This window comes from Xenorhabdus griffiniae, from assembly GCF_015163655.1.
Taxonomy (GTDB): Bacteria; Pseudomonadota; Gammaproteobacteria; order Enterobacterales; family Enterobacteriaceae; genus Xenorhabdus; species Xenorhabdus griffiniae.
In genome coordinates this window covers 24,769-49,619 of record NZ_JADEUF010000014.1, presented here as the reverse complement: position 1 = coordinate 49,619, position 24,851 = coordinate 24,769, and the positions used below count along the sequence as shown (strand labels likewise).

21 protein-coding genes and 1 riboswitch are annotated in these 24,851 nt (G+C 45.5%); of the genes, 9 read left to right on the top strand and 12 right to left on the bottom strand.

Annotated elements, in window-relative coordinates; genetic code table 11:
• Positions 1 to 628: 628 nt before the first annotated feature.
• Positions 629 to 2,218, top strand: a complete 1,590-nt coding sequence (gene purH / locus IQ211_RS04195; RefSeq protein ID WP_189759100.1) for a bifunctional phosphoribosylaminoimidazolecarboxamide formyltransferase/IMP cyclohydrolase — start codon at positions 629 to 631, stop codon at positions 2,216 to 2,218.
• Positions 2,219 to 2,248: 30 nt separating this feature from the next.
• On the top strand, positions 2,249 to 3,544 hold the full coding sequence (gene purD / locus IQ211_RS04190) for a phosphoribosylamine--glycine ligase (protein ID WP_189759099.1): 1,296 nt from the start codon (positions 2,249 to 2,251) through the stop codon (positions 3,542 to 3,544).
• Positions 3,545 to 3,573: 29 nt separating this feature from the next.
• Here the strand turns inward: purD and IQ211_RS04185 are convergent, their stop codons facing one another.
• From IQ211_RS04185 to nudC, 6 genes are all read right to left on the bottom strand, one after another.
• Positions 3,574 to 4,248, bottom strand: coding sequence for a DUF1481 domain-containing protein (locus IQ211_RS04185; protein WP_223281644.1), 675 nt, complete (start codon positions 4,246 to 4,248; stop codon positions 3,574 to 3,576).
• Positions 4,249 to 4,289: 41 nt separating this feature from the next.
• Positions 4,290 to 4,562 (bottom strand): nucleoid-associated protein HU-alpha, encoded by a 273-nt coding sequence (gene hupA, locus IQ211_RS04180; RefSeq protein ID WP_010848914.1) that lies wholly within the window; start codon positions 4,560 to 4,562, stop codon positions 4,290 to 4,292.
• 185 nt (positions 4,563 to 4,747) lie between these two features.
• On the bottom strand, positions 4,748 to 5,338 hold the full coding sequence (locus IQ211_RS04175) for a YjaG family protein (protein ID WP_189759098.1): 591 nt from the start codon (positions 5,336 to 5,338) through the stop codon (positions 4,748 to 4,750).
• A gap of 76 nt (positions 5,339 to 5,414) precedes the next feature.
• Positions 5,415 to 6,092 carry a deoxyribonuclease V gene (gene nfi, locus IQ211_RS04170; RefSeq protein WP_189759097.1) on the bottom strand — a complete coding sequence of 226 codons (678 nt, stop codon included), beginning with the start codon at positions 6,090 to 6,092 and terminating at the stop codon, positions 5,415 to 5,417.
• Between the two features lie 4 nt (positions 6,093 to 6,096).
• Positions 6,097 to 7,161, bottom strand: coding sequence for a uroporphyrinogen decarboxylase (gene hemE / locus IQ211_RS04165; RefSeq protein WP_189759096.1), 1,065 nt, complete (start codon positions 7,159 to 7,161; stop codon positions 6,097 to 6,099).
• Between the two features lie 106 nt (positions 7,162 to 7,267).
• Entirely contained in the window at positions 7,268 to 8,035 is a 768-nt protein-coding gene (nudC, locus tag IQ211_RS04160) for an NAD(+) diphosphatase (RefSeq protein ID WP_189759095.1), read from the bottom strand.
• 160 nt (positions 8,036 to 8,195) lie between these two features.
• Positions 8,196 to 8,320: riboswitch (TPP riboswitch) on the top strand.
• A 145-nt stretch (positions 8,321 to 8,465) separates the two neighbouring features.
• Here nudC and thiC point away from each other — a divergent pair.
• Genes thiC through thiH form a run of 6 tightly spaced genes read left to right on the top strand, consistent with a single transcriptional unit; the run spans position 8,466 to position 14,017 of the window.
• Complete coding sequence (gene thiC, locus IQ211_RS04155; protein WP_189759094.1) at positions 8,466 to 10,442, top strand: phosphomethylpyrimidine synthase ThiC; 1,977 nt, start codon at positions 8,466 to 8,468, stop codon at positions 10,440 to 10,442.
• Positions 10,426 to 11,100 (top strand): thiamine phosphate synthase, encoded by a 675-nt coding sequence (thiE, locus tag IQ211_RS04150; RefSeq protein WP_399477940.1) that lies wholly within the window; start codon positions 10,426 to 10,428, stop codon positions 11,098 to 11,100. Before thiC ends, thiE begins: the two co-directional genes overlap by 17 nt.
• A complete protein-coding gene (locus tag IQ211_RS04145; RefSeq protein WP_189759093.1) occupies positions 11,094 to 11,879 on the top strand; it encodes a HesA/MoeB/ThiF family protein in 786 nt (261 codons plus the stop codon). The genes thiE and IQ211_RS04145 overlap by 7 nt, the downstream gene beginning before the upstream one ends.
• Positions 11,876 to 12,106, top strand: a complete 231-nt coding sequence (thiS, locus tag IQ211_RS04140; protein WP_189759092.1) for a sulfur carrier protein ThiS — start codon at positions 11,876 to 11,878, stop codon at positions 12,104 to 12,106. The genes IQ211_RS04145 and thiS overlap by 4 nt, the downstream gene beginning before the upstream one ends.
• A 19-nt stretch (positions 12,107 to 12,125) precedes the next feature.
• Entirely contained in the window at positions 12,126 to 12,896 is a 771-nt protein-coding gene (locus IQ211_RS04135) for a thiazole synthase (protein WP_189759091.1), read from the top strand.
• Positions 12,893 to 14,017, top strand: coding sequence for a 2-iminoacetate synthase ThiH (gene thiH / locus IQ211_RS04130; RefSeq protein WP_189759090.1), 1,125 nt, complete (start codon positions 12,893 to 12,895; stop codon positions 14,015 to 14,017). The genes IQ211_RS04135 and thiH overlap by 4 nt, the downstream gene beginning before the upstream one ends.
• Before the next feature lie 196 nt (positions 14,018 to 14,213).
• On the opposite strand, the gene IQ211_RS04125 is transcribed toward thiH, so the two are convergent.
• From IQ211_RS04125 to malT, 6 genes are all read right to left on the bottom strand, one after another.
• The gene (locus IQ211_RS04125) at positions 14,214 to 14,810 is read right to left on the bottom strand and encodes a DUF1349 domain-containing protein (RefSeq protein WP_189759089.1); all 597 of its coding nucleotides are present in this window, start codon (positions 14,808 to 14,810) and stop codon (positions 14,214 to 14,216) included.
• Positions 14,811 to 14,824: 14 nt separating this feature from the next.
• Entirely contained in the window at positions 14,825 to 15,976 is a 1,152-nt protein-coding gene (locus IQ211_RS04120) for an MFS transporter (RefSeq protein ID WP_223281643.1), read from the bottom strand.
• A 99-nt stretch (positions 15,977 to 16,075) separates the two neighbouring features.
• Complete coding sequence (locus tag IQ211_RS04115; RefSeq protein ID WP_189759088.1) at positions 16,076 to 16,732, bottom strand: HAD family hydrolase; 657 nt, start codon at positions 16,730 to 16,732, stop codon at positions 16,076 to 16,078.
• Between the two features lie 25 nt (positions 16,733 to 16,757).
• Positions 16,758 to 17,819, bottom strand: a complete 1,062-nt coding sequence (locus tag IQ211_RS04110; protein ID WP_189759087.1) for a zinc-dependent alcohol dehydrogenase — start codon at positions 17,817 to 17,819, stop codon at positions 16,758 to 16,760.
• Complete coding sequence (locus IQ211_RS04105; RefSeq protein ID WP_189759086.1) at positions 17,813 to 19,066, bottom strand: class-III pyridoxal-phosphate-dependent aminotransferase; 1,254 nt, start codon at positions 19,064 to 19,066, stop codon at positions 17,813 to 17,815. Before IQ211_RS04105 ends, IQ211_RS04110 begins: the two co-directional genes overlap by 7 nt.
• A 236-nt stretch (positions 19,067 to 19,302) precedes the next feature.
• Positions 19,303 to 22,017, bottom strand: coding sequence for an HTH-type transcriptional regulator MalT (gene malT / locus IQ211_RS04100; RefSeq protein WP_189759085.1), 2,715 nt, complete (start codon positions 22,015 to 22,017; stop codon positions 19,303 to 19,305).
• Between the two features lie 368 nt (positions 22,018 to 22,385).
• On the opposite strand from malT, the gene malP reads away from it, so the two are divergent.
• On the top strand, positions 22,386 to 24,848 hold the full coding sequence (gene malP / locus IQ211_RS04095) for a maltodextrin phosphorylase (protein ID WP_189759084.1): 2,463 nt from the start codon (positions 22,386 to 22,388) through the stop codon (positions 24,846 to 24,848).
• The last annotated feature ends 3 nt before the right edge of the window (positions 24,849 to 24,851 follow it).

The window sequence follows — 24,851 nt, the reverse complement described above, 5'->3', positions numbered from 1 at the left end:
GCCAGCGTTCAATCTGAGCCATGATCAAACTCTTCAATTAAAAGTTTGATGCTCAAAGAATTTCACTGTTAGTTCGTAATGAATTAACTGCTTAGTCACTCTTTAAGACTTGAATCTTTTTGCCTTGCGGCGATTCGATAGTCTCTTGCGAGTGCCCACACAGATTGTCTGATTAACTTGTTAAAGAGCGTTGGCAACCGGAAGTCACTTCCGGGTTGCGAGGCTGCGTATCTTACGCTTTTCGCCTTGAGAGTCAAGTGATTATTTTCCCTTTTCTCTCACCGGCCTTCGCGGCGTGTTTCAGCTCAGCGTCGGTCAGTGGTGGCGCATTATAGGGAGTTTTTCGGCGCTGGCAATAGTTTTTTTTGAAATAATTATCGTTTGATGAATTACACAGCAAAACACCGCCTTATACCTAAATATGCACAGATTTATCCACAAAGTGATATTTTGATAAAATTTATCGAGCATCACGCAAACGTTTTCGTTACAATCTGCGAAGGAAAAATCACCAAGTGTTTTTTCAGATTGTTTTGAAATGTTATTGCAGAAACCATTTTTTTCTCTCAATCAGTGGATTTTCCCCAATAGCACATTCTTGTTTTATGAAATTCAAGGGATCACACCAATGCAACAGCTTCGTCCAATCCGCCGTGCCCTGCTAAGTGTTTCTGACAAAGCGGGGGTTGTTGAATTTGCCAAAGCCTTATCCAATCGCAGTGTCGAACTGCTTTCAACGGGAGGCACTGCTCGTCTGCTGGCCGAAGCAGGATTGAATGTCACCGAGGTTTCTGACTATACAGGCTTCCCCGAAATGATGGATGGGCGTGTTAAAACACTCCATCCTAAAATTCATGGCGGCATTTTGGGTCGGCGTGGATTGGATGATGAAGTGATGGGACAACACCAGATTTCACAGATTGATATGGTGGTTGTTAACCTTTATCCCTTTGCCCAAACCGTAGCGAAACCCGATTGCTCTCTGGAAGACGCAGTAGAGAATATTGATATTGGCGGCCCAACAATGGTTCGCTCCGCGGCTAAAAACCACAAAGATGTGGCGATTGTTGTCAATAGCCAGGATTACGACAAAATTATTGAGGAGATGGACAACAATCAAAATTCACTGACACACTCCACTCGCTTTAATCTAGCCATCAAGGCGTTTGAACATACCGCCGCTTATGACAGCATGATTGCCAATTATTTTGGCAAATTGGTTCCGCCGTATTATGGCGAAACTGATCAGCCATCAGGACGCTTCCCCCGCACGCTGAATCTCAACTTCATTAAAAAGCAGGATATGCGTTATGGTGAAAACAGCCACCAAGATGCCGCTTTCTATATAGAAGACCAAATCGCAGAAGCTTCAATTGCTACGGCAACCCAGTTACAAGGTAAAGCACTTTCTTATAACAATATCGCCGATACCGATGCCGCACTGGAATGTGTAAAAAGCTTTTCCGAACCAGCTTGTGTCATTGTCAAACATGCCAATCCTTGTGGCGTTGCGATTGGTTCTGATATCCATACCGCCTACGATCGCGCCTTTAAAACCGATCCTACTTCCGCATTCGGTGGCATTATTGCCTTTAACCGTGAACTCGATATCAACACCGCTCAGGCCATTATTGAACGTCAATTTGTTGAGGTCATCATTGCGCCTTCTGTTAGTGAAGCAGCACTGCCAATTCTGGCAACAAAACAAAATGTCCGCGTTTTGGCGTGTGGTGAATGGTATTCTCCGGTTGCCGGCTTGGATTTCAAACGTGTCAACGGCGGTTTACTGGTCCAAGATCGCGATTTAGGTATGGTGACAAACGATGATCTGGTTGTTGTCTCCCAACGTCAGCCAACGGAACAAGAAATGCAGGATGCTCTGTTTTGCTGGAAAGTTGCTAAGTTCGTCAAATCCAATGCGATTGTTTATGCCAAGGATAATATGACCGTTGGTATTGGAGCCGGACAAATGAGCCGTGTTTATTCTGCCAAAATCGCCGGTATTAAGGCAGCAGATGAAGGATTGGAAGTTCAGGGCTGTGCCATGGCTTCAGATGCATTTTTTCCATTCCGTGATGGTATTGATGCCGCAGCCGCTGTGGGTGTGAGCTGTATTATCCAACCTGGTGGCTCCATTCGTGATGATGAGGTGATTGCCGCTGCCAATGAACACGGCATCGCCATGATTTTCACTGGCATGCGCCATTTTCGCCATTAACAACTTATGTCTTATTAATAGGAGCTCCAGATGAACATATTAGTTATTGGCGGTGGCGGAAGAGAACATGCATTAGCCTGGAAAGCAGCACAATCGCCTCTGGCAAACAAGGTGTATGTCGCACCAGGTAACGCAGGTACTGCGTTGGAAGCTAATTTAGAAAATGTGGACATTGCCGCGACAGATATTGAAGGGTTACTGGCATTTGCCCAAGATAATGATATTGGCCTAACCATTGTGGGGCCGGAAGCGCCACTGGTTATCGGTGTAGTTGATGCTTTCCAACAGGCAGGGCTGACTATTTTCGGCCCGACAAAAGCGGCTGCGCAATTGGAAGGTTCCAAAGCCTTTACCAAAGATTTTCTTGCCCGCCATCATATACCTACAGCGGCCTACCAAAATTTCACAGAAATTGAACCCGCACTGGCTTATCTGGAAAAGGTAGGCGCGCCAATCGTTATCAAAGCCGATGGTTTAGCTGCCGGTAAAGGTGTAGTCGTTGCTACAACTCTGGAAGAAGCACAAAACGCGATCAAAGATATGCTGGCAGGTAATGCATTTGGCAATGCCGGGCATCGTATTGTCATTGAAGAATTTCTGGCAGGAGAAGAAGCCAGTTTTATTGTTATGGTGGATGGCAAAAACGTGGTTCCGATGGCAACCAGTCAAGATCACAAGCGCGTAGGTGACGGTGATACAGGGCCAAATACCGGCGGAATGGGGGCTTACTCCCCCGCTCCGGTAGTCACAGATGAAATCCACCAGCGAGTGATGGAAAAAATCATTTACCCTACAGTGGAAGGAATGGCGGCTGAAGGCCATACCTACGTTGGATTTCTGTATGCGGGATTGATGATTGATAACCAAGGTGAACCGAAAGTGATCGAATTTAACTGTCGATTTGGTGATCCCGAAACCCAACCTATCATGATGCGTCTACGTTCTGATTTGGTCGAACTGTGTCTTGCCGGAGCTAAAGGTCAGTTAGGTGAAAAAACCTCTGAATGGGACGATCGTCCTGCTTTGGGCGTTGTACTGGCGGCGGGCGGTTATCCGGCCAGTTATACCAAAGGTGACGTTATCAGTGGGTTAGAGAAGTCTGATGCCGATGAATCTGACACCAATGAAAAAGTCTTCCACGCTGGGACAGCCCTTAAAGATGAAAATATTATCACCGCTGGCGGGCGTGTCTTATGTGTTACTGCCTTAGGTTGCGATATCGCAGAGGCCCAGAAAAAAGCCTATCTGAGAGCCGGACAAATCGACTGGGAAGGGTGCTTTTATCGTAAAGATATTGGCTACCGAGCCATTGCCCGTTTGAAATAGCTCAACCTCAACCGACGAAAATAACAGAATTACAGCTTATCTTTCGTCGGTTCCCAACGACAAAAATCATCATTGGCGACCAACAATAGCTTTTTACCTTCAGGCGAATCCAACCATGCAATAGTCAGTAAACCGGAGCTATTGCTTTGCCTTTCTTCGAGCCATTTTTGCGCATGAGGCCCAAATTCAATGAATAATTGTTTTCCTAAGCAGGTGGTCACTCGTCCATTCTGCCAATGCCCTTGCAGCAACTTAACCTTATCGGCAATTAAAGCGTCACTGACTTTTTCTATCTGCTTAGCGTCAAATTTCAGACGAGCCACATCATCATCGGACAACGGTTCATTGCGTTTTTGTAATTGCCGTAGCTTGAAAATGACAGAATTATCCTGAGCAATACGTAATGTCTCTACAATGGGTGGATTATCAAACACATTGCGACGAATTTGCCAGAAGCTGCCATGACGATATTCGTAGAAAGTCACAATCGTATCTTTATTATGGGGAGCTTTATTGTGGTAGGGGCTGTAAACACTCATGATAACCTGAGGCTTACTGTCTTGATCGTTTAAACGCCATAAACGGATCACGCCGTTATCGGTCACAAAACCACTGGCGCTGAAAAGCGGGGTTGTTGGCTGAATCGAACAGGCGCTGAGCAAAGAGATGAACCCTAATGCTAACAGCCCCTGTAGAATCAACAAAAGGGGTTTATTTCCCCCTCTTATTTTTTTTTGCAATTCGATTACTTAACTGCGTCTTTCAGTGCTTTACCAGCGGAGAAAGCAGGTACGTTTGCTGCTGCGATTTTAATTTCTTTACCAGTCTGTGGGTTACGACCAGTACGCTCTGCACGATGATTAACTTTGAAAGTACCAAAGCCTACCAACTGCACTGCATCACCGTTTTTCAGAGATTCAGTGATTGCATTCAGAGTTGATTCCAGAGCAGCTTTAGCCTGGGTTTTGGTCAGGTCTGCACCTGCTGCAATTGCATCAACTAATTCAGTCTTATTCATAGATTATCCTTACAGTGTGTTTATCGTTTGCAAAGCATCGAGTGCGACGGATATGCCGATTTGACAGCACCCCTGCATACACGCACCGATAGCCACTTCTTTTCGCCCCCCAATGTAGAACAGAGTGAGGGCAAATGTGAAGCCTTTAAATACGGCAAATCAAGCACTAAGTCACGTTTTATAAGTTATTGCGCCAAATTTATACCGATATTGCTAACCCCCGCTTCACGGAGATCAGCCTTTAATCCTTTAATCAATTCGATGTCCCGTTCTTCGCAATTTGCCAACAAACGGTAAATCTCCCATTGAATGTCCCACTCTTCCTCAATGGCAGGTAATACTTTTAACTCATCCTCAGTCATTTCCCTACCGGCCTGCGTCATTTCTAGCATCGCAACAGTACGGACGGATGTTTCACTGACGGTTATTGCATACTCTAACGTCGAGCCACTCAGACGAGAATGAATTACTTCACTCAATGCAATGCACGCATCAATCGCTGGATACACACCATAAATATCATAATCTTCTGATGATGGGATAATGGTTTCCAATTTTTCCAGCTGATTATCAAAATTCACTTTTACATCTTTAACGACCAAAATTTCCCACACAAGATCCAAAATGCGTCGATATTGTACAGGGTCTGCAAATCCGCTTTGGAGACAAAATGCCTGATAATTTGGATACATCCGCTCACATAGACTAGCCATAAAAGTCAAATGTTGCCAACTTTCGAGTTTCTCCAACCGCAGGTGGATCGGGTTTCTTAACATTGGTCGTTACTCATAATGCCTAATTTGCGTCGAAGTTTACCTGAAAATCAAGAATATCCACACTTTTCCGCCACAATTATAGATTTTTCTGCATTGTTTGCTCAAAAAACGCCCTATTTGAAGCAATCCCGTCCGCCCAACGGGTGGGTTCAGGCAGTTTATATCCCTTTATACACTGCTCAACCCAGAATACCGCACTATCAATACTGATCTTATGTCCAAGAGAAATATAGAGCGGATTGCATCTTTTTTTGCTTCTCAATACGACACCAATCTGTTCACCGTGATCTATTAATGGCTGACGATCACCCAGAACCTCACCTACCGGTATATGCTCACCACACAAACGGCTTTTTGCCACCCCAATGGTGGGAACATCCACTAAGACACCAAAATGGCTGGCGATACCAAAACGCCGAGGATGGGCAATGCCCTGACCATCCACCATGACCAAATCAGGCCGCAAACGTAATTTTTGCCATGCAGCTATCAGTGCAGGATATTCACGAAATGAGAGTAAACCGGGGATATAGGGAAGTACTGTATCAATTTTGGCAATTTGGTATTCGACCAATTCTAGAGAGGGATATTGCAATACCGCAATAGCGGCACGCGTCACCGTACCGCTTTTTTCAAATCCAACATCAGCACCCGCAATGAACCTTGGCGTAAAAGATGCGGAAAAAACATCATGGCGGATAACCAGCTGTGCTTTCTCTCTCTGTTCTTGACGTAATACCTTTGTATCAATCATAAAATCATTGGTGGTATTTTACTGAAAGTCTATGTACAGCTTCGACAAATGCACCTGCGTGCTCTGGCGGAACATCCTGATGAATACCGTGTCCCAAATTGAAAACATGCCCACTACCCACACCAAAATCCTGTAAAATTGTCGAAACTTCTTCTTCAATTCGCGCTGGCGGGGCATATAGCATGGACGGGTCCATATTACCCTGCAAAGCGACCTTATCTCCAACGCGCCGACGCGCATCAGCCATATTCGTTGTCCAATCCAAACCCAGCGCATCACATCCTGTCGCCGCCATCGCTTCAAGCCACTGCCCTCCCCCTTTGGTAAACAGGGTAACAGGCACACGACGTCCTTCATGTTCGCGGATCAAACCATCAACAATTTTATGCATATATTGCAGGGAAAACGCCAGATAATCGCGATGGGACAAAACCCCACCCCAGGTATCGAAAATCATGACAGATTGAGCACCGGCTTTTATTTGCGCATTCAGATATAGAATAACGCTGTTTGCCAATTTATCCAGTAACATATGCAAGGTAGCAGGCTCTGTATACATCATGGCCTTAATTTTGGTGAAAGCCTTGCTGCTACCGCCTTCAACCATATAAGTGGCCAATGTCCACGGGCTACCAGAAAAACCGATCAAAGGAACTTGCCCTGCCAATGCCTTACGAATAGCCCGCACGGCATCCATAACATAGCCTAACTCCAGCTCGGGATCAGGCACAGGCAATTTTTCTACATCAGCATGATTTTGAATCGGAGAATGAAAACGTGGCCCTTCTCCGGTTTCAAAATACAGCCCTAATCCCATCGCATCAGGAATAGTCAAAATATCAGAAAACAGGATAGCAGCATCCAGCGGAAAGCGACGTAAGGGCTGGAGAGTGACTTCACAAGCCAATTCGGTGTTTTTACATAACGAGATGAAATCTCCCGCCGCCTGACGCGTAGCTTTATATTCAGGTAAATATCGACCAGCCTGACGCATCATCCATACCGGTGTGATATCGACGGGCTGACGCAATAAGGCACGCAGATAGCGGTCGTTTTTCAACTCATTCATGACAAGCTCCCTTGATTAATTTATGCACGACAAACACACGAGAAAACCGGTGCAGTTTAACATGCCTAAATTTGAACTTCTGGCATAACCGTCGATAACGTGATGATTATTGATGTCGGCATAACGCAACTGTATCTTCAATTAAACGGCGGGCAATCGTATCAGGAGGAGGAATCAAGGGAAGGTGATCATAACGGTGCCAATCTGCACTAATAAGTTCGACGGGATCAATATTGATTTCACCGCTCTCATAATCGGCCAGAAAACCCACCATCAATGAATTTGGAAAAGGCCACGGCTGGGAGGCGACATAACGCAAGTTACGGATCTTAATTCCGCTCTCTTCCATCACTTCACGATGCACAGCTTCCTCCAGAGTTTCCCCCACTTCAACAAACCCGGCCAGCACGGTATGGATCCCATTACGGTGACGCTGGTGTTGTGCCAGCAAGATATGGTCATCACGGCGAATACCGACAATGATGCTGGGCGCAATTTGTGGATAATAATGTTCATGGCAGTGGTTGCACAAACAGGCCCATTCACGCTGACTATGCTGCATCTCATGACCACAGTAACCACAATAATGATGCGAACGATAAAATTCAGCCAGTTGAACACCGCGCCCAACCAACTGAAATAACTTAGCATCCCGATCAGCAATTAAACGGGGAGAGGACATATCTGAAGCCATTTTATGACGCACCAGCCAGACCGTTTCCCCCAACCACTCACCAATCGGTTTTGCCATATGGCCTTGCAAGGACCATTGACTGGCCGTACCTAAAGGTAACTCTCCTTGTGGGAGCCAAACGCGATTTTCGAGACTGACAATCCACCAGCCTTGTTCTCCACCTGTCAGTTTTTGTTGCATAATCTATTCCATCATGGGTTATGTGATTTATGACTTCTTCAATCTCGTTATATTAACCGCACTGGCGAATACTCTTCTTAAATGGGCGTCACAGTAATAAACACATGCTCCCAAAAACGGGGTTGTAGTTTTCACAATCCCCTTTATACTTTGGGGTGTTTTTTTCTTGTCGGAGTGCCTAGCGTTCAACGTATATCACGATGGACACAGGCTGAGACCGTTAATTCGGGATCCGCAGAACCTGATCGGGCTAATACCCGCGAAGGGAACAAGAGTAATCCCCCGCTGCCAACAATCGTACATCTATACATTACATGTACAGATATTAATCAGCACCAACCATTACTCCCTGCGAGCTCCAGACAAGCAATTTTCTCAACTTAAGCCTGATCAACAATGAGACAGGCGATAACACGGTCAGGAATTTGCTATGTCTAAGTCCAACGATATCGTTATTTCGAATACTGTTATTCCAACGGCTGATATCTCGCCTACAGCCCATCCAGCACGGCCACGTAAGGCTCAACGAGATGCGGCACAAGCGTTTATCCATTCCATTCAAGGGGTTACTTTTCCCAACTCAAAACGCATTTACCTTGAAGGCTCACGTCAAGATATTCAGGTTCCTCTGCGTGAGATCCAACTTTCTCCCACATTTATTGGTGGCACGAAAGAAAATCCTCAATTTGAGGCAAACGAACCTGTTCCCGTGTATGACACTTCCGGCTCTTATGGCGATCCTTCTGCCATACTGGATGTAAGGAAGGGGTTGTCTAAGATCCGCCAACCGTGGATTGATGAACGCAATGATACCGAACCTGTTTCAATCCTCAGTTCCGATTTTACCCAACAACGCCTTGCCGATGCCGGATTAGATCACCTGCGTTTTCACCATCGCCCGCATCCACTGAAAGCCAGGCATGGCAAGCGAGTCACCCAATTGCACTATGCACGCCAGGGGATCGTGACACCAGAAATGGAATTTATCGCATTGCGTGAAAATATGGGGCGCGAACGCATTCGTAGTGAAGTCTTGCGCCAGCAACATACAGGGCAAAGTTTCGATGCCAACTTACCGGAAAACATCACCCCCGAATTCGTCCGCCAGGAAGTTGCTGCCGGCCGTGCGATTATTCCCGCCAATATTAATCATCCTGAATCTGAGCCGATGATTATTGGTCGCAATTTCCTGGTAAAAGTCAATGCCAATATCGGTAACTCCTCCGTCACATCCTCCATTGAAGAAGAGGTGGAAAAACTGATTTGGTCTACCCGCTGGGGTGCAGATACCGTGATGGATCTCTCCACCGGACGCTACATTCACGAAACCCGCGAGTGGATCTTGCGCAATAGCCCGGTTCCCATTGGGACTGTGCCGATTTATCAGGCACTGGAAAAGGTCAACGGCATCGCAGAAAACCTGACATGGGAAATGTTCCGCGATACCTTACTGGAACAGGCCGAACAAGGGGTGGATTATTTCACTATCCATGCTGGTGTACTGCTGCGTTATGTACCGATGACCGCCAAACGTCTGACTGGTATTGTCTCTCGTGGCGGCTCAATTATGGCGAAATGGTGCCTTTCCCATCATCAAGAAAATTTCCTCTACACCCACTTCCGTGAAATCTGTGAAATTTGCGCGGCCTATGATGTCTCCCTCTCTTTGGGAGATGGATTGCGTCCTGGCTCAATTCAGGATGCCAATGACGAAGCCCAATTTGCCGAACTGCATACCCTTGGTGAACTAACCAAGATCGCATGGGAATACGATGTACAGGTCATGATTGAAGGTCCTGGGCATATCCCAATGCAACTGATCCGCCGTAATATGACGGAAGAGCTGGAACATTGCCATGAAGCCCCATTTTATACTTTAGGGCCATTGACGACCGATATTGCCCCAGGTTATGACCATTTTACCTCTGGCATTGGCGCCGCCATGATTGGCTGGTTTGGCTGTGCCATGCTGTGTTATGTCACCCCCAAAGAGCACCTCGGCCTGCCCAACAAGGAAGATGTCAAACAGGGCCTGATTACTTACAAAATCGCAGCCCATGCGGCAGATCTTGCCAAAGGCCATCCGGGTGCACAAATCCGTGACAATGCTATGTCGAAGGCGCGGTTTGAATTCCGCTGGGAAGATCAATTTAATCTGGCACTTGATCCTGATACCGCCCGCGCCTATCACGATGAAACTTTACCGCAGGAATCCGGCAAAGTTGCCCACTTCTGTTCCATGTGTGGGCCAAAGTTCTGCTCAATGAAAATCACACAAGATGTGCGCGACTATGCAGCAAAACTGGAACAGGAAGCCGGTATGGAACAGATGTCAGAAACCTTCCGTTCGCGTGGCAGCGAACTCTATCACAGTGCTGAGGAGGTGACGCGTGAAAAATCAGCCTGATATCTCAACGCTGCCACAACTCCCCTTTGCCCCCACAGTGCACCGCTTGGGGCTTTATCCGGTAGTAAATTCCCTCATGTGGATTGAGCGGTTACTGGAAGCCGGAGTTAAAACCCTGCAATTGCGCATCAAAGATCAGCCGGAAGAACAGGTAGAGAAAGATATTCAGTCCGCCATTGCCCTCGGTCACCAATATAATGCCCGATTATTCATTAATGATTACTGGCGTCTGGCGATCAAACATCATGCCTATGGCGTTCATTTGGGACAGGAAGACCTTGATATCGCCGATCTCAATGCCATCCAGCACGCTGGGTTGCGTCTGGGCATTTCGACCCACGATCAACAAGAACTGGCACGGGCAAAATCCCTGCGCCCCTCTTATATCGCACTAGGGCATATTTTTCCTACTACCACGAAAGAGATGCCCTCGTCACCACAAGGAATTGCCGCACTCAAACGTCAGGTCGAGATCACCCCAGAATATCCTACCGTCGCCATTGGCGGTATTTCTCTGGAAAGAGTATCTGATGTGGTGGCAACGGGAGTCGGTGGTGTGGCACTGGTCAGTGCCATTACAAAAGCGAAAGATTGGCGACAGGCAACAGTCAGGCTACTTCATCTAGTTGAAGGGCAAGATCGGAGGCTTTTATGTTAAACGATCAAGAATTTATGCGTTACAGCCGTCAATTACTGCTGGAAGACATTGGTCCGGTAGGGCAAGAGAAATTAAAAGCCAGCAAAGTGTTGGTTGTCGGTTTGGGTGGATTAGGATCACCGGCTGCGCTCTATCTCGCGGCAGCAGGGGTGGGAAACCTTTATCTGGCAGATGATGACAAATTGCATATCTCAAACCTGCAACGCCAGATTATCTATCGCACTGTAGATATTCCGGCCAACAAAGCCCAATTAGCCGCAAAACAACTGGCTGAGTTAAACCCGCAAATCAATATCACAGCCCTCGCTGAGCGGCAAGATCGTGAATCTTTGGTTAATGCTGTCAGTCAAGTCGATCTGGTATTAGATTGCTGTGACAACATGGCAACTCGCCATGCCATCAATGCCGCCTGTATTGCAGAAAACAAACCACTTATCAGCGGCAGTGCCGTCGGCTTTAGTGGACAATTAATGGTATTGACTCCCCCTTACCAGCACGGTTGCTATGCCTGCCTCTATCCTAACCAAGAAGAACCCCACCGAAATTGTCGGACAGCCGGTATCTTAGGCCCTATTGTTGGAGTCATCGGCACCTTGCAATCACTGGAAGCCATAAAAATGCTGGCGGGCCTTTCTTCTCCCTTAAACGGAAAACTCCGACTGTTTGATGGCAAACAGCAAAGCTGGAGCACATTACAGCTTACCCGTTCATCACAGTGCCCAATTTGTGGCGCTACCAGACAAACCGATAAAAAACGGTTAGGAAAAGAAGTCGCATGAACATTATCGTCAACGATCAACCAGTGACACTGAATGCGCCCATGACGGTGCAACAATTTCTGGAACATCAATTTCTGGAACATCAATTGCTGGAACATATAGAACGCCCGCAATCAGGTACTGCGTTGGCTATCAATCAAACCATTATTCCGCGTTCAGAATGGCAAACCCATCAGATTAATGACGGGGACTCTATATTGCTGTTTCAGGCCATTGCGGGTGGCTGATATTGCCGGAGGTTAATTTATGTTAAAAATTGCAGATACCACCTTCCAATCCCGTTTATTTACCGGAACAGGCAAGTTTGCCAATGCAGGATTAATGATCGACGCGATCCGTGCCTCTGGCAGCCAACTGGTCACAATGGCAATGAAACGCCTCGATCTCCACGGCAATAATGACGATGGCATTCTTGCCCCATTGCAACAGTTGGGTGTCAAACTGCTACCCAATACCTCTGGCGCCAAAACAGCGGAGGAAGCTATTTTCGCCGCTCGCCTGGCACGGGAAGCATTGGGAACTCACTGGATAAAATTGGAGATCCACCCTGATGTAAAATACCTGCTGCCCGATCCCGTTGAGACATTAAAGGGGGCGGAGCAGCTAGTTAAAGAAGGATTTATCGTTCTGCCTTATTGCGGCGCTGATCCTGTCCTGTGCCGCCGCTTGGAAGAAGTCGGCTGCGCTGCCGTGATGCCATTGGGCGCCCCTATCGGCTCCAATAAGGGATTACTGACCCGCGATTTTTTACAAATCATCATCGAACAGGCTAACGTGCCCGTTGTTGTAGATGCCGGAATCGGCGCACCGAGCCATGCGCTAACCGCTATCGAAATGGGGGCGGATGCTGTGCTGGTTAATACCGCCATCGCTGTTGCCCGCAATCCCGTTAAGATGGCGCAGGCATTCAAAGCTGCCATTGAAGCCGGCGAACTTTCACACCAGGCAGGCGTTGCCAGCCAGAAATCCCATGCTGAGGCTTCCAGCCCACTGACCGATTTTCTGGAGGTACTGTGACAAACCGAACATTCAGCCAACACTGGCAGCAACTGGATTGGGATGACATCATCCTACGCATCAACAGTAAAACATCGCGTGACATTGAACGTGCAATAAACAATGTGCGCTTGACGCTGGATGACTTTATGGCCCTGCTCTCTCCGGCTGCACTGCCTTATCTTGAACCGCTCGCCCAACGTGCACAACAACTGACTCGCCAGCGTTTTGGTAATACCGTGGGATTTTTTATCCCACTCTACCTTTCTAATCTGTGTGCCAACGACTGTACTTATTGTGGTTTCTCTATGAGCAATCACATTAAGCGCAAGACACTTAATGAACAGGAGATTGAGACGGAATGCCTCGCGCTGAAAAAACGGGGATTTGAGCATATTCTGCTAGTCACAGGGGAACACCAAAACAAAGTCGGTATGGATTATTTTCGTCGCTATCTTCCCCTGATCCGCCGCCATTTCAGCTCTGTCTCAATGGAGGTCCAGCCATTGGCGCAAGAGGAATATGCTGAACTGAAAACATTGGGATTGGATGGCGTGATGGTCTATCAGGAAACCTATCATCAACCCAGTTATCAACTGCATCATTTGAAAGGCAAAAAACAGGATTTTCATTGGCGATTAGAAACGCCGGAACGCCTTGGTCGCGCGGGCATTGACAAAATTGGGCTAGGCGCCTTGATTGGGTTATCCCACAATTGGCGAGCAGATTGTTATATGGTGGCTGAGCACCTTTTTTTCCTGCAAAAACAGTTCTGGAAAAGCCGTTACTCCATCTCTTTTCCACGCCTGCGCCCCTGTGCAGGTGGCATAGAACCCGCTTCTTTAATGAATGAAGCTGAACTGGTACAACTGATTTGCGCTTTTCGCCTATTGGCACCGGATGTAGAGCTGTCCCTGTCCACCCGTGAATCACCCTTTTTCCGTGATCACGTTGTTCCTCTCGCGATCAACAATATCAGTGCAGGTTCAAAAACCCAGCCAGGCGGTTATGCCGATGAGCACCACGAGTTGGAACAATTCGCTCCCCACGATAATCGTTCTGTTTTTCAGGTTGCTGAATCTTTGATTAAATTGGGTTTACAGCCCGTCTGGAAAGACTGGGACAATTATCTAGGCCGATAATTTTAAGTATTTGGGTATGCTGCAATCGCGGCATACCTTCTTATATACACATTAAACTTCAAGCTGCAATTTACAACACGATATCACACGCACCTTGAAGTTAGATTGGTATAATATGCAAAAATATGACTATACATAGGCAAAAGAACCATTAATGTGCAGGAAGATGCACATTATGGTTATAACGAATAGAAAGCTAACTTAAATCATGCAGGTGCTTTTTCAACGATGACGTGAGACAAAAATCGGAAAACCTCACCTGCAATCCTTCACGTTCTGGTGAGCAACACATCGCCCCGACAAAAATCCGCTGACTGTCAACGGTAAAAGGAGACAATCTCAGTAACGGCCATGTCACCCCATCTGTAGAATACTGCAACCTGATAGCCCCATCATGGTAAGTCAGCCGTAGCCAAAACTTTTCTGGATTACCGGGAAAGATCCCCATAGCCCAGTCAGAACAGCCATTTGTCAATACACTGCCGATAGTTGCCTGTCCATCAGAATGTTCAATGCCCGCTTTTAGCCAATGTTGTTCATCCACCAACAACATAACACCAGCCTGATCATATAATTGTTCAAACTGGCCTTCGATACAAAACTGGAAAGTAAAACCTTCTTCAATTTTAAAATCATCAACATAGCCACCAAATACATGGCCACTATGACGCTGAAAACCATACCATGTATCACGCCAGAAATCGGTTTTATTGTCTGTCGTGACATGAAGTTCATTATCCTGACACCGCCATAAAGCAGGTTCATTCAACCAATGGCATTGCTGCAAATTCATCAATATTTACCCTGTTATTTTCTGGTGGGATTAATCAAACCATATCCCGCTAACAATGAAAGGGAAAGCACAGCAATACAGGCAAAAGCACCATGTAATGTTACCTGATGTGCCAAACCACCAATAATTGCTGGCCCAAGCAAAATCCCTGAATATCCCATCGTAGAAACGGCAGAAACTGCCAACGCATCAGGCATCACCTTCTGCTGGCCTGAAGCAGTGAAAAACATTGGCGCCAAATTGGATAATCCCGCCCCAATCATCAGGAAAGAAATTCCCAATTGAATCGTGCTGGTTGCCAGATAGATCAGGACAAAACCTGACGTCGCCAAAATCGCGCTGCCTAAAAATACGCGCCGATATCCACATGCTGCAATAATTTTATCACCCAAAAATCGCCCCGCAGTCATGGTGATAGCAAACAGCGTATAGCCAAAACCCGCCTGATGGCTACTCATATTATGCACACTACTTAATAAGATCCCGCTCCAATCCAGCATGGAGCCTTCCATCAAGTAAACCACAAAACAGAGGGAACCAATCAGAATAACAATGCCACGAGGCAAGGCAAAAAATGGCGTTTCCTCCGTTTCGGCGTTATCCAACATGCCATTCCATGTTGGCAACAATAACAGGATAACGAATATCCCTACGGCAAGGGTGACCTGAAATGGTGAGATCCCCAAAAACAACAATAGGCTGACAGTACCGGCTCCGGCAATTCCCCCCAGGCTGAATAATGCGTGAAAACCCGACATAATCGGTTGATGTACTCTTTTCTCAATATTGACCGCATGGATATTGATCACCACATCTGTCGCCCCAATTCCCATCCCAAAGACAAACAAAGCACAAGCCAATGTCAACGGAGCTGAGAACACACTTAGCCCGGGTAATATCAAAACAGCTAACAAGGCAAAAAAGGTAAAAACCTTCCGGCAACCAAAGCGAGTTGCCAACATTCCCGCTATTGGCATCATAATGAAAGAACCAATACCAAACACCAGTATCAAAAGCCCCATTGAACCATCATCCAGACCCAGTCGTTCCTTCACCAATGGGATCAACGGCGCCCAGCTCGCAATACTGAATCCTGCAATAAAAAACGAAATTCGCGTTGCCATGATAGGCTGCTTTATTGAAGAGACTGCATATTCTTCAGACAATTTGACTCCTCCAAACTATTCCTTCAAACCATACCCTTTAAAACAACGCTTTCCACCCGTTCTGGCGGAAAGCGCCAAATAATGGTCTTCAATAAAAAATCACTTTATATTTGTTCCTGAAAACTGGGGAATATCCATTAATTTCTCAATAACACAGGAAGCCTGTTCATACTGCTCTGCTACTGACAATGCATGGGGCCAGGCATATATCCACGGAATACCCGCCTGCTTTGCCGCCGCGATCCCCAAATCGGTATCTTCAATCACCAACGTTTGCTGAACATCCATCTTTTTCAATTTCAGCATAGCCAAATAAGGATCAGGGAAGGGTTTAGTTCTTTCCACATCATCGCCAGAAATCAAAGCCGGTGGTTCATGTAGATCCAACAAACTAAGATTGGCCAGACACACATTACGTGGCGCGGTAGAAACAAATCCAAATTTAGTGCCATCTTGTTGTAAGGCAGCAATTAAATCAGTAACTCCGGGACGCAAATAGCGTACAGACAATTTTTCCTGGTAACGCGAAATAATTTTCTCGGTAATATCTTGATGCATTGTGGGAGGAACACCAACTTTATCTAAGGTTTCCACCAAACTTAGTCCAATTAATTGCTGAGGTTGGATATTACTTATTTGAGTAGGTGCCTGTTCTCCTAATTCATTACTTAAGACATCAAGCAATACATCAAAATGCAGTTGTTCACTATCGACAATAACTCCGTCGATATCAAAAATAACATTGCATCTATTCATCGAAGTCGTCCTTCAAAATAATCCATTATTTTAGATCAGAAATACGAATTAATACCTTGCAGTTTGGTGCACTGAGAGGAACTTGCGTTTTCAATGCAATATCACAGCCGACAGTCAGAAAAGCTTGCTGGTAATCTTTGAAATCAAAAATCTGGCTGATAAAACGCTTAACAGGGATTACACCATCCCGGATCATGGCATAGGCACGTTCAAAACTATTATTCAGGGAATCAATGGAACCTATTACTGAAAGGCTTTTATCTGCAATTCTCATAATATCCAAATTGGCATGTTTATCTTTCAACGCAACATTTAATAATTTTCCACCCGGTGCCAGATGATCAAAAATATATTCAGTCAACTGCCCCGTCGTATCCACACATAAATCAATCAGGGCTGACGTATCACCATATTCCTGCATTAATGCTTCATTAAAGTCAGAATACAACTGGCATTCCGGCGGCAAATTATTTCTTGCAAACTGGATTCGGTTTTCATTCTTTTCGACCATAAAGGCTTTTACACCCCGCTCATGCAACGCCCAAATGTACAGCATCCCCATCGGGCCAGCACCTGCCACTGCCGCACGAATATTAGTATGAGAGATCCCCAGTTTATCCACGCCCGTTATTGTGCAGCTTAGTGGTTCAGTCAGTGAGGCTTCCTCCATACTGACATGATCATCCAGCTTGATAAGCAAATTTTCTTTTGCCAAATATTGCTCTGCGAACGCGCCATCATAAGAAACCCCGGCTTCTGTTCCCAGTTTTCTCTCACAATGGTTAGGACTACCTGTCTGACACATGCGGCAATGCCCACAAAAATAAGTTGGGTTAACAACAACACGATCACCCACCTGAAATTGAGTAACACCACTGCCAATTTGGGATACCACACCAGTGGTTTCATGCCCCAAAGTAGTTCCTGAAATTGCAACAGGATAAGCACCCGTGATAATGCCCACATCCGTGCCACAAATACCACACACTGCAATATCAACGACAACATCATCGGGTTCAGTGCAAGATAAAGGTTCAACTTGCTGAATTTCAACATCCCAGGTTTGATGATATTTAAGTGCTAACATGATACCGCCTCCTTATGTATCTGTGCGAGAGTGGTTAATTCTGAGAAAGTCAGTTCCAGTTTATGGAGAATTTCTGCCAAATGTTCCTGTGTACAAATCAGTGGTGGGCGAACTTTGATTGCCCGGCCTTTACCATAACGAGAGCCACGCAAGATCAAGTGATGACGGTTAGCAGTAGCAATCACCTGCGCTGCAAAATCTGGGTTTGGTGTGTCAAAACCATACATATATCCCACACCTCTTACTCCCGTGATTTCGGGATATTGCTCCTGTAATTTCAATAAACCATCACGCAGATAGGCTTCATTTTGTTGCACATTTTCCAAAACGTGATCATCTTCAATAATGTCGATGATTTCATTGAGGGCAACTAAAGAGAGCGGATTAGCACCAGAGGTACTGGAATGTTCGAATGATTCCAGGATATCCAGTGAATGACGCATCAATACCCCCCCTGTTGGAATACCGACACCCCCTGCACCTTTGGCAAAGACGATGATATCTGGCTCCAATTCTTTGGCATAACCTGTCGATGCGAAGAACGTACCTGTACGGCCAAAACCTGTTTGTACTTCATCCGCAATAATGATAATGCCATGCTGGTGACAGATTTCTCTAAGCTTCCGGTAGAAAGCCACAGGGAAAACCATGTTGCCACCATTCCCCTGAATCGGTTCAATAATCAGACATGCAATATTGTCATTAGAGCCTAATTGAATAAACTGTTCTAAATCGACAAATTGTTCTTCGCTCGGCTGCGATTGCCCTGCCAGGACACTGGCTGGCGCAGGAATTTTTATTGAACCATCAATATTTATATGGAAGTCTTTAATTCTGAATGCATTGCCAGAAATTTGAGCTGTAGCAAGAGATTGCCCATGATGAGCAAGGAAAAGTGAAATAACGCCTGAGCGTCCCGTTGATTTTTGCGCTATGCGGATAGCACATTCAACTGCCCCCGATCCAGAAACATCTCGCAGCCAGATGCGATCGACGCCTTCAGGTGTATATTTAATTAATTTACTTAAAATATATTGTGACATTTCACGTGTATAAGCCGAGCTTAAATGTGTACATCTATCAATCTGTTGTTTCAGTTTTTCTGCAATCCGATGATTTGTATAGCCGAGCGGCAAATTAAAAGTTCCCGATGCCGCGTCAATATATTTTTCACCATCAATGATCAAATAAGGGCCATGACCGATAAAACGAGAAAGCATGCTTTCAAGATGGTTTTTATTTTCCATAATGCCTCACCACTATTAGTTACATTAAACGATTCGTTATATAAAACAACGAAAAACCCTACCTACTGTGATGAGACTAGATTAAGCACATCCAAATTTTATTTCGATCACGAAAATACCATAAAAAATATTAAGCAAATTTAAAATTTAATTTAAATTTTAAAAATCATATAGTTATTCATTAATATCTATTAATTATATTAAATGCAGGACAAATTACATTTAGAAATTAATAATTAAACCCCTAATCCCATCATTCGCATTAATTTCTGGGCCTGCTGAATCGCCTCTTGTCGATGAGCAACTCCCATTTTTTGATATAAATTACGTATATGCGTTTTTATCGTGGTCGCTGCGACATCCAGTTCTGTAGCAATTTGATCATTGCTGTAACCAGAATAAATTAACCCTAGCACCTGCCATTCACGCTGAGTCAGTGGACTATTACGGATAAGCTCAGGTACGTCAGGATGAGTGAGCAATTGTTCTACAAACGTTTCATCAAAATGGGCAAATTTATGCCGATGCTGTCGATTGATTTCCCGAAGAATACGCTGTGCTCTATGTTGTTCCATTTCAGGCAAGATATTCAGTTGAATAAGCTGGCGCAATTGCAACGCCATCAACTCACCTTCAATAACAAAATGGCTGATGAAGCCTGTACAGTTAGCCAAATTCAAGGCTTCCATCAAAACATCCTGAGCCTCTGCCTTACGTCCAAGCTGCCAATAAAGCAAATTACACAACAGCAGATTACGATTCAAATCGCTGACCAATGCCAATTTTCTGGCATATTCATTCAGTTTCACCAGAATAGATTCAGCTTCCTCATGCTGATCCAGTAAGATTTTAGCCCGTGCAATGTTGCGCCATTGATTTTGATTGAAATGGTTACAAAAGCTCTCTGGTCGTTCTGCCTGTAACAACCATTGAGTCAAGGAATCACTATCTTCCAGAATCTGCCAAATAATGACACGCAACTCGTCAGTATTTGTTCGCCAATCGCGGTGATACTGTCCATTACTCAGTAAATTTTCACAACGGGTTAAGTAACGGCGAGCGTTATCAATATCACCCCGAACTAAAGAGCATTTCGCCAGTTGGGTAAGACATTGTAATTGCTGCTGTGGCTGGTAATTGGCCAACACTTCCAACCCTTGACGCGCGGCCTCTTCTGAGTCATCAATACGAGCCCAACACCATAAAAGTTGTGAACGGATCCTCAATAGAAACTCATGCATCGGCAACTGCTCCAGATGCTGTTCACGGATTAAATCAAAAGCATGGGACTGGGTATCATAAGCCGCTTGCAAATAACCTTGTGCCAGTAAAATTTCACTTTGTTGCAATAACGCCCATAAAGCATAATGATAAACATGACAAAGGCGGGCAAGCTGCTCGGTTTGCTTCATTAATGCCAATGCGCTGACCAACTGACCATGGCAATGCAATACCTCTCCTTTTACTGACATCGCCACAATACGGCCATATTGATTATTTGGAAGTAAGTTCGCTAACGCCTTTTCGGCCAAAACATCGGCATCTGCGGGGCGCCCATCATTCATCGCCACTTGCGCTCTCAGAGCATCAAACTCTGCCAGTAATTCCGGCTCTATGGCGATTTGCTTCTGCCTTAGTGATTGCTCTGCCTGATTCAATAATGCATTTACCTCATAGTAACGATGCTGGCTTTGCGCCAGCCACGCTTGCAATAGTACCAGGCGAGGGCTTTCCAGTAATTGTTCATACGGCAGTGCATTCATACACTCCCCCAATAGGGAAAGTTTACTGTGGTTAAATAACTCCCAGGCATGTTGCAACAAAATATCCCGTAACAAGATAGTATCTCCTGCTGCCAGAGCGTGATGAATCGCCTCCCCTGGATATCCCTGCATCAGCCATCCTTGCACCGCTGCTCTATGTAATTCGGGCAATTTTGCTGCCATTTCCCATTGGCAACGTTGGCGCAAAAATGAAGCAAACAAGGGATGAAAACAAAACCACTCACCAGAATCATCCATTCGCTGAATAAATAACCCCTGCCGTTCAATGTCTTCCAGACGTTGTTGACCGTTTTCTTCTCCCGTCAGGCAATTAATCAGCCCATCATTCATGGAACGCAGAATAGAACTATGCAACAAGAAATTCCGTGTCTTCTGATCCACTCGGTTTAACACTTCATCCACAAGGTAATCAGCAAGATGACTGGCATTAATTCCCGCAAGGCGCTTGGCTGAACTTTCAGTCGTATTACCGGATTGACGGGCAGAAAGGGCAATCAGTTGCAAGGCCGTTGCCCACCCAGCAACGTCATTACATAACTGTTCGCAGTGTTCAGGCGCCAATGGATTGGCTAACCGCTTGGCAAAAAATTGCTGGGTTTCCTGATAATCAAAAGCCAACTGCTGGCTATCAATCTCCAATAACTGTTCACGCACGCGTAAGTTGGCAATTCCCAACGAGGGCAAATGGCGTGACAGAACCACTAATGTTAAATTTTCGGGTTGGTGGCGGAGAAAAAAGCGCATTGCTTCATGAATAATCCCATTCACGATCAGATGATAATCATCGATCACCAGAAAAGTCGGTTGCTGCCATTCGCTAAGTTCAATAAATAATTGCGCAAACAGTGCAGATAAACTGGCATATTGATGTTTCTGGGCCAATATCTCACTTTTCACACAGTGTCCCTGCGTTGCCTGCTGAATGGCTGCAATCAGATAGCTAGCAAAACGTTCTGGCTGGTTGTCACTATCATCAAGAGAATACCACCCGAGATGTTCCTGTCCGGCAGCCCATTGTGACATCAAGGTCGTTTTGCCATACCCTGCGGGACTGGTTATCAATACCAGTCGATGATCCTGAATTTCATTGAACTTTTCCAACAGGCGCTCCCGCATAACCATATTATTGAGTCGAAGAGGGCGACTGAGTTTCGATGGGATAAGCATTAAATTTCTCCCCTCATACGTAACGCATAAAAGCAACGAATAAAACTGATACCTGAATTCTGTTTGACACTATTAAGTCACTTACACATTAACATTCCTTTACGACCAACAAATGTAGAGAAACGCCCATCTTTTGCAAACAAGTTGATTAATTTCATTGTGTTAAATTGCACCTTGTCACATTCTTTGCTTGCAACCTTGCTATTTTTCTATGAAATTGCGAAAAAGCTCGAAAGAAATAGCTACGCCCTTGCGCTCCTCCCCCGCGAATATTTTCACGGGATGATGTTTCCCAAGCCACTAACCTTCAGCATATCCCTGTAAATAATTCGCCAAACTTTCCTCAGTTAGTGACAGGATGCAACGCCATGCAACTATCTACATTGAAAACATCTGCATTAAATCAAGAACCTACATTAGATAAAAACCCGAAACTCGATAAAGCCTTATTTCAGGCCGCGCTCACACGCCAGTGGCAATATTTCGGTCTCAACTCAGCTCAGGAAATGACGCCACATCAGTGGTGGCAGGCTATCAGTGCCGCCGTATCTGAATTACTCCCCCTATCCACTCAGCAAGGCCATGCTAATCCATCCTGTGACAACCAACGCCACGTGAACTATATCTCGATGGAATTTCTGATAGGTCGACTGACAGCCAACAACTTATTGAATCTTGGTTGGTATGACGATATTCAGTCTTATCTGGCAGAATATGGCATCATTTTGAGTGACGTGCTGGAAGAAGAAACCGATCCCGCATTGGGTAATGGTGGACTAGGAAGATTAGCCGCCTGTTTTCTCGATTCAATGGCGACACTCAACCAACCTGCTATTGGGTATGGTCTTAATTATCAGTATGGTCTTTTCCGCCAGTCCTTTAAAAAAGGGCAACAAATTGAAACGCCTGATGATTGGGAACGTGGTTCCTATCCGTGGCTTCGCCATAACACGCAATTAAAAGTGAGCGTCAATTTTGGTGGCGAAATCGTGACAACGGCCGATGGCGATGAAAAGTGGCTCCCCGCATTTACTTTCATTGGTGAAGCCTGGGATTTACCCGTGATTGGGTATAACAATGGCGTAACCCAGCCACTTCGGTTGTGGCAGGCCACATACGATAACCCCTTTGATCTGTCACTCTTCAATGATGGTCAGTTCCTACATGCCGAACAGCAAGGCATTGAAGCCGCCAGCCTGACCAAAGTTCTCTACCCGAATGATAACCATCAAGCAGGTAAGCGACTGCGCCTGATGCAACAATATTTTCAGTGTGCTTGTGCCGTGGCAGATATTCTGCGCCGCCACCAACAGGCAGGGAGAAAAATAGAAGCGCTAGCACAATACGAAGTTATCCAACTGAATGATACCCACCCCACTATCGCAATCCCTGAAATGATGCGTCTTCTGCTTGATGAATACCAATTAAGTTGGGAAACCGCATGGGAAATCACAGGAAAAACTTTCGCCTATACCAACCATACTTTGCTGCCAGAGGGCTTGGAACGTTGGGATGAACAATTGATGAGTGAGCTTCTGCCACGCCATCATCGCATCATCCAGGAAATTAACCGACGCTTTAAAACAACCGTAGAGCAAATTTGGCCTGATAACCAACAAGTCTGGGAAAAATTGGCAGTTATCTATGACAACCAAGTCAGAATGGCTAATCTGTGTGTTGTCGCTTGCTTTGCTGTTAACGGAGTCGCAGCCCTGCATTCGTCTTTGATCGTCACCGATCTGTTCCCTGAATATCATCAATTGTGGCCAACTAAATTCCACAATGTGACTAATGGGGTAACTCCACGTCGTTGGTTAAAACAATGCAACCCTGCACTCTCTTCATTAATTGACCAAACATTAAGTCAGGAATGGGTAAATAATCTTGCCGCCTTAAAACAGCTCGAACCTTATGCCGATGATGCTGCCTTCCGTGACACCTATCGAACCGTTAAGCAAAACAATAAAATTCGCCTGTCCAACTATGTCAATAAGGTCATGGGACTCAAAATTGATCCCCATGCCATTTTCGATATACAGATAAAACGACTGCATGAATACAAACGTCAGCATCTGAACCTGCTCCATATCTTGTCACTTTATCGACAAATCCAGGAAAATCCGGCCTTGGATATCCATCCTCGTGTTTTCCTGTTTGGTGCCAAAGCAGCTCCCGGTTACTATCTGGCGAAAAACATTATCTCGGCCATCAATCATGCCGCCGAAAAAATCAACCATGATCCGCTTGTCCGTGATCGCATCAAAATTGCCTTTATCCCCGATTACAATGTTTCCGCCGCGGAATTGATGATCCCGGCAGCCGATGTGTCGGAACAAATCTCTACAGCGGGCAAAGAAGCCTCTGGTACAGGTAATATGAAATTAGCCTTAAACGGCGCACTGACCATTGGGACACTGGACGGCGCGAATGTCGAAATAGCCGAACAAGTTGGAAACGACCATATCTTTATTTTCGGTAAGACTGTAGAAGAGGCTAAGGCTTTACTAAACAGTGGCTACAATCCGCAAGATATACTTCAACAGGATCAGCATCTGAAAGATATCCTTGGTTCCCTTGCTAAGGGTGAATTCAGCCACGGAGATACGCACGCATTTGATCTTATGTTACATAGCCTGACTGACGGTGGTGATCCTTATTTAGTTCTGGCTGATTTTGCCTCTTATTGCCACGCCCACAAGCAAATTGATGCTCGATATCGCGATACCCAAGGCTGGACGTACAGTACTGTACTCAATACCGCTCGAATGGGTAACTTTAGTTCTGACCGCGCTATTCAGGATTATCAACAACGTATCTGGCAAACCAAATAAGGG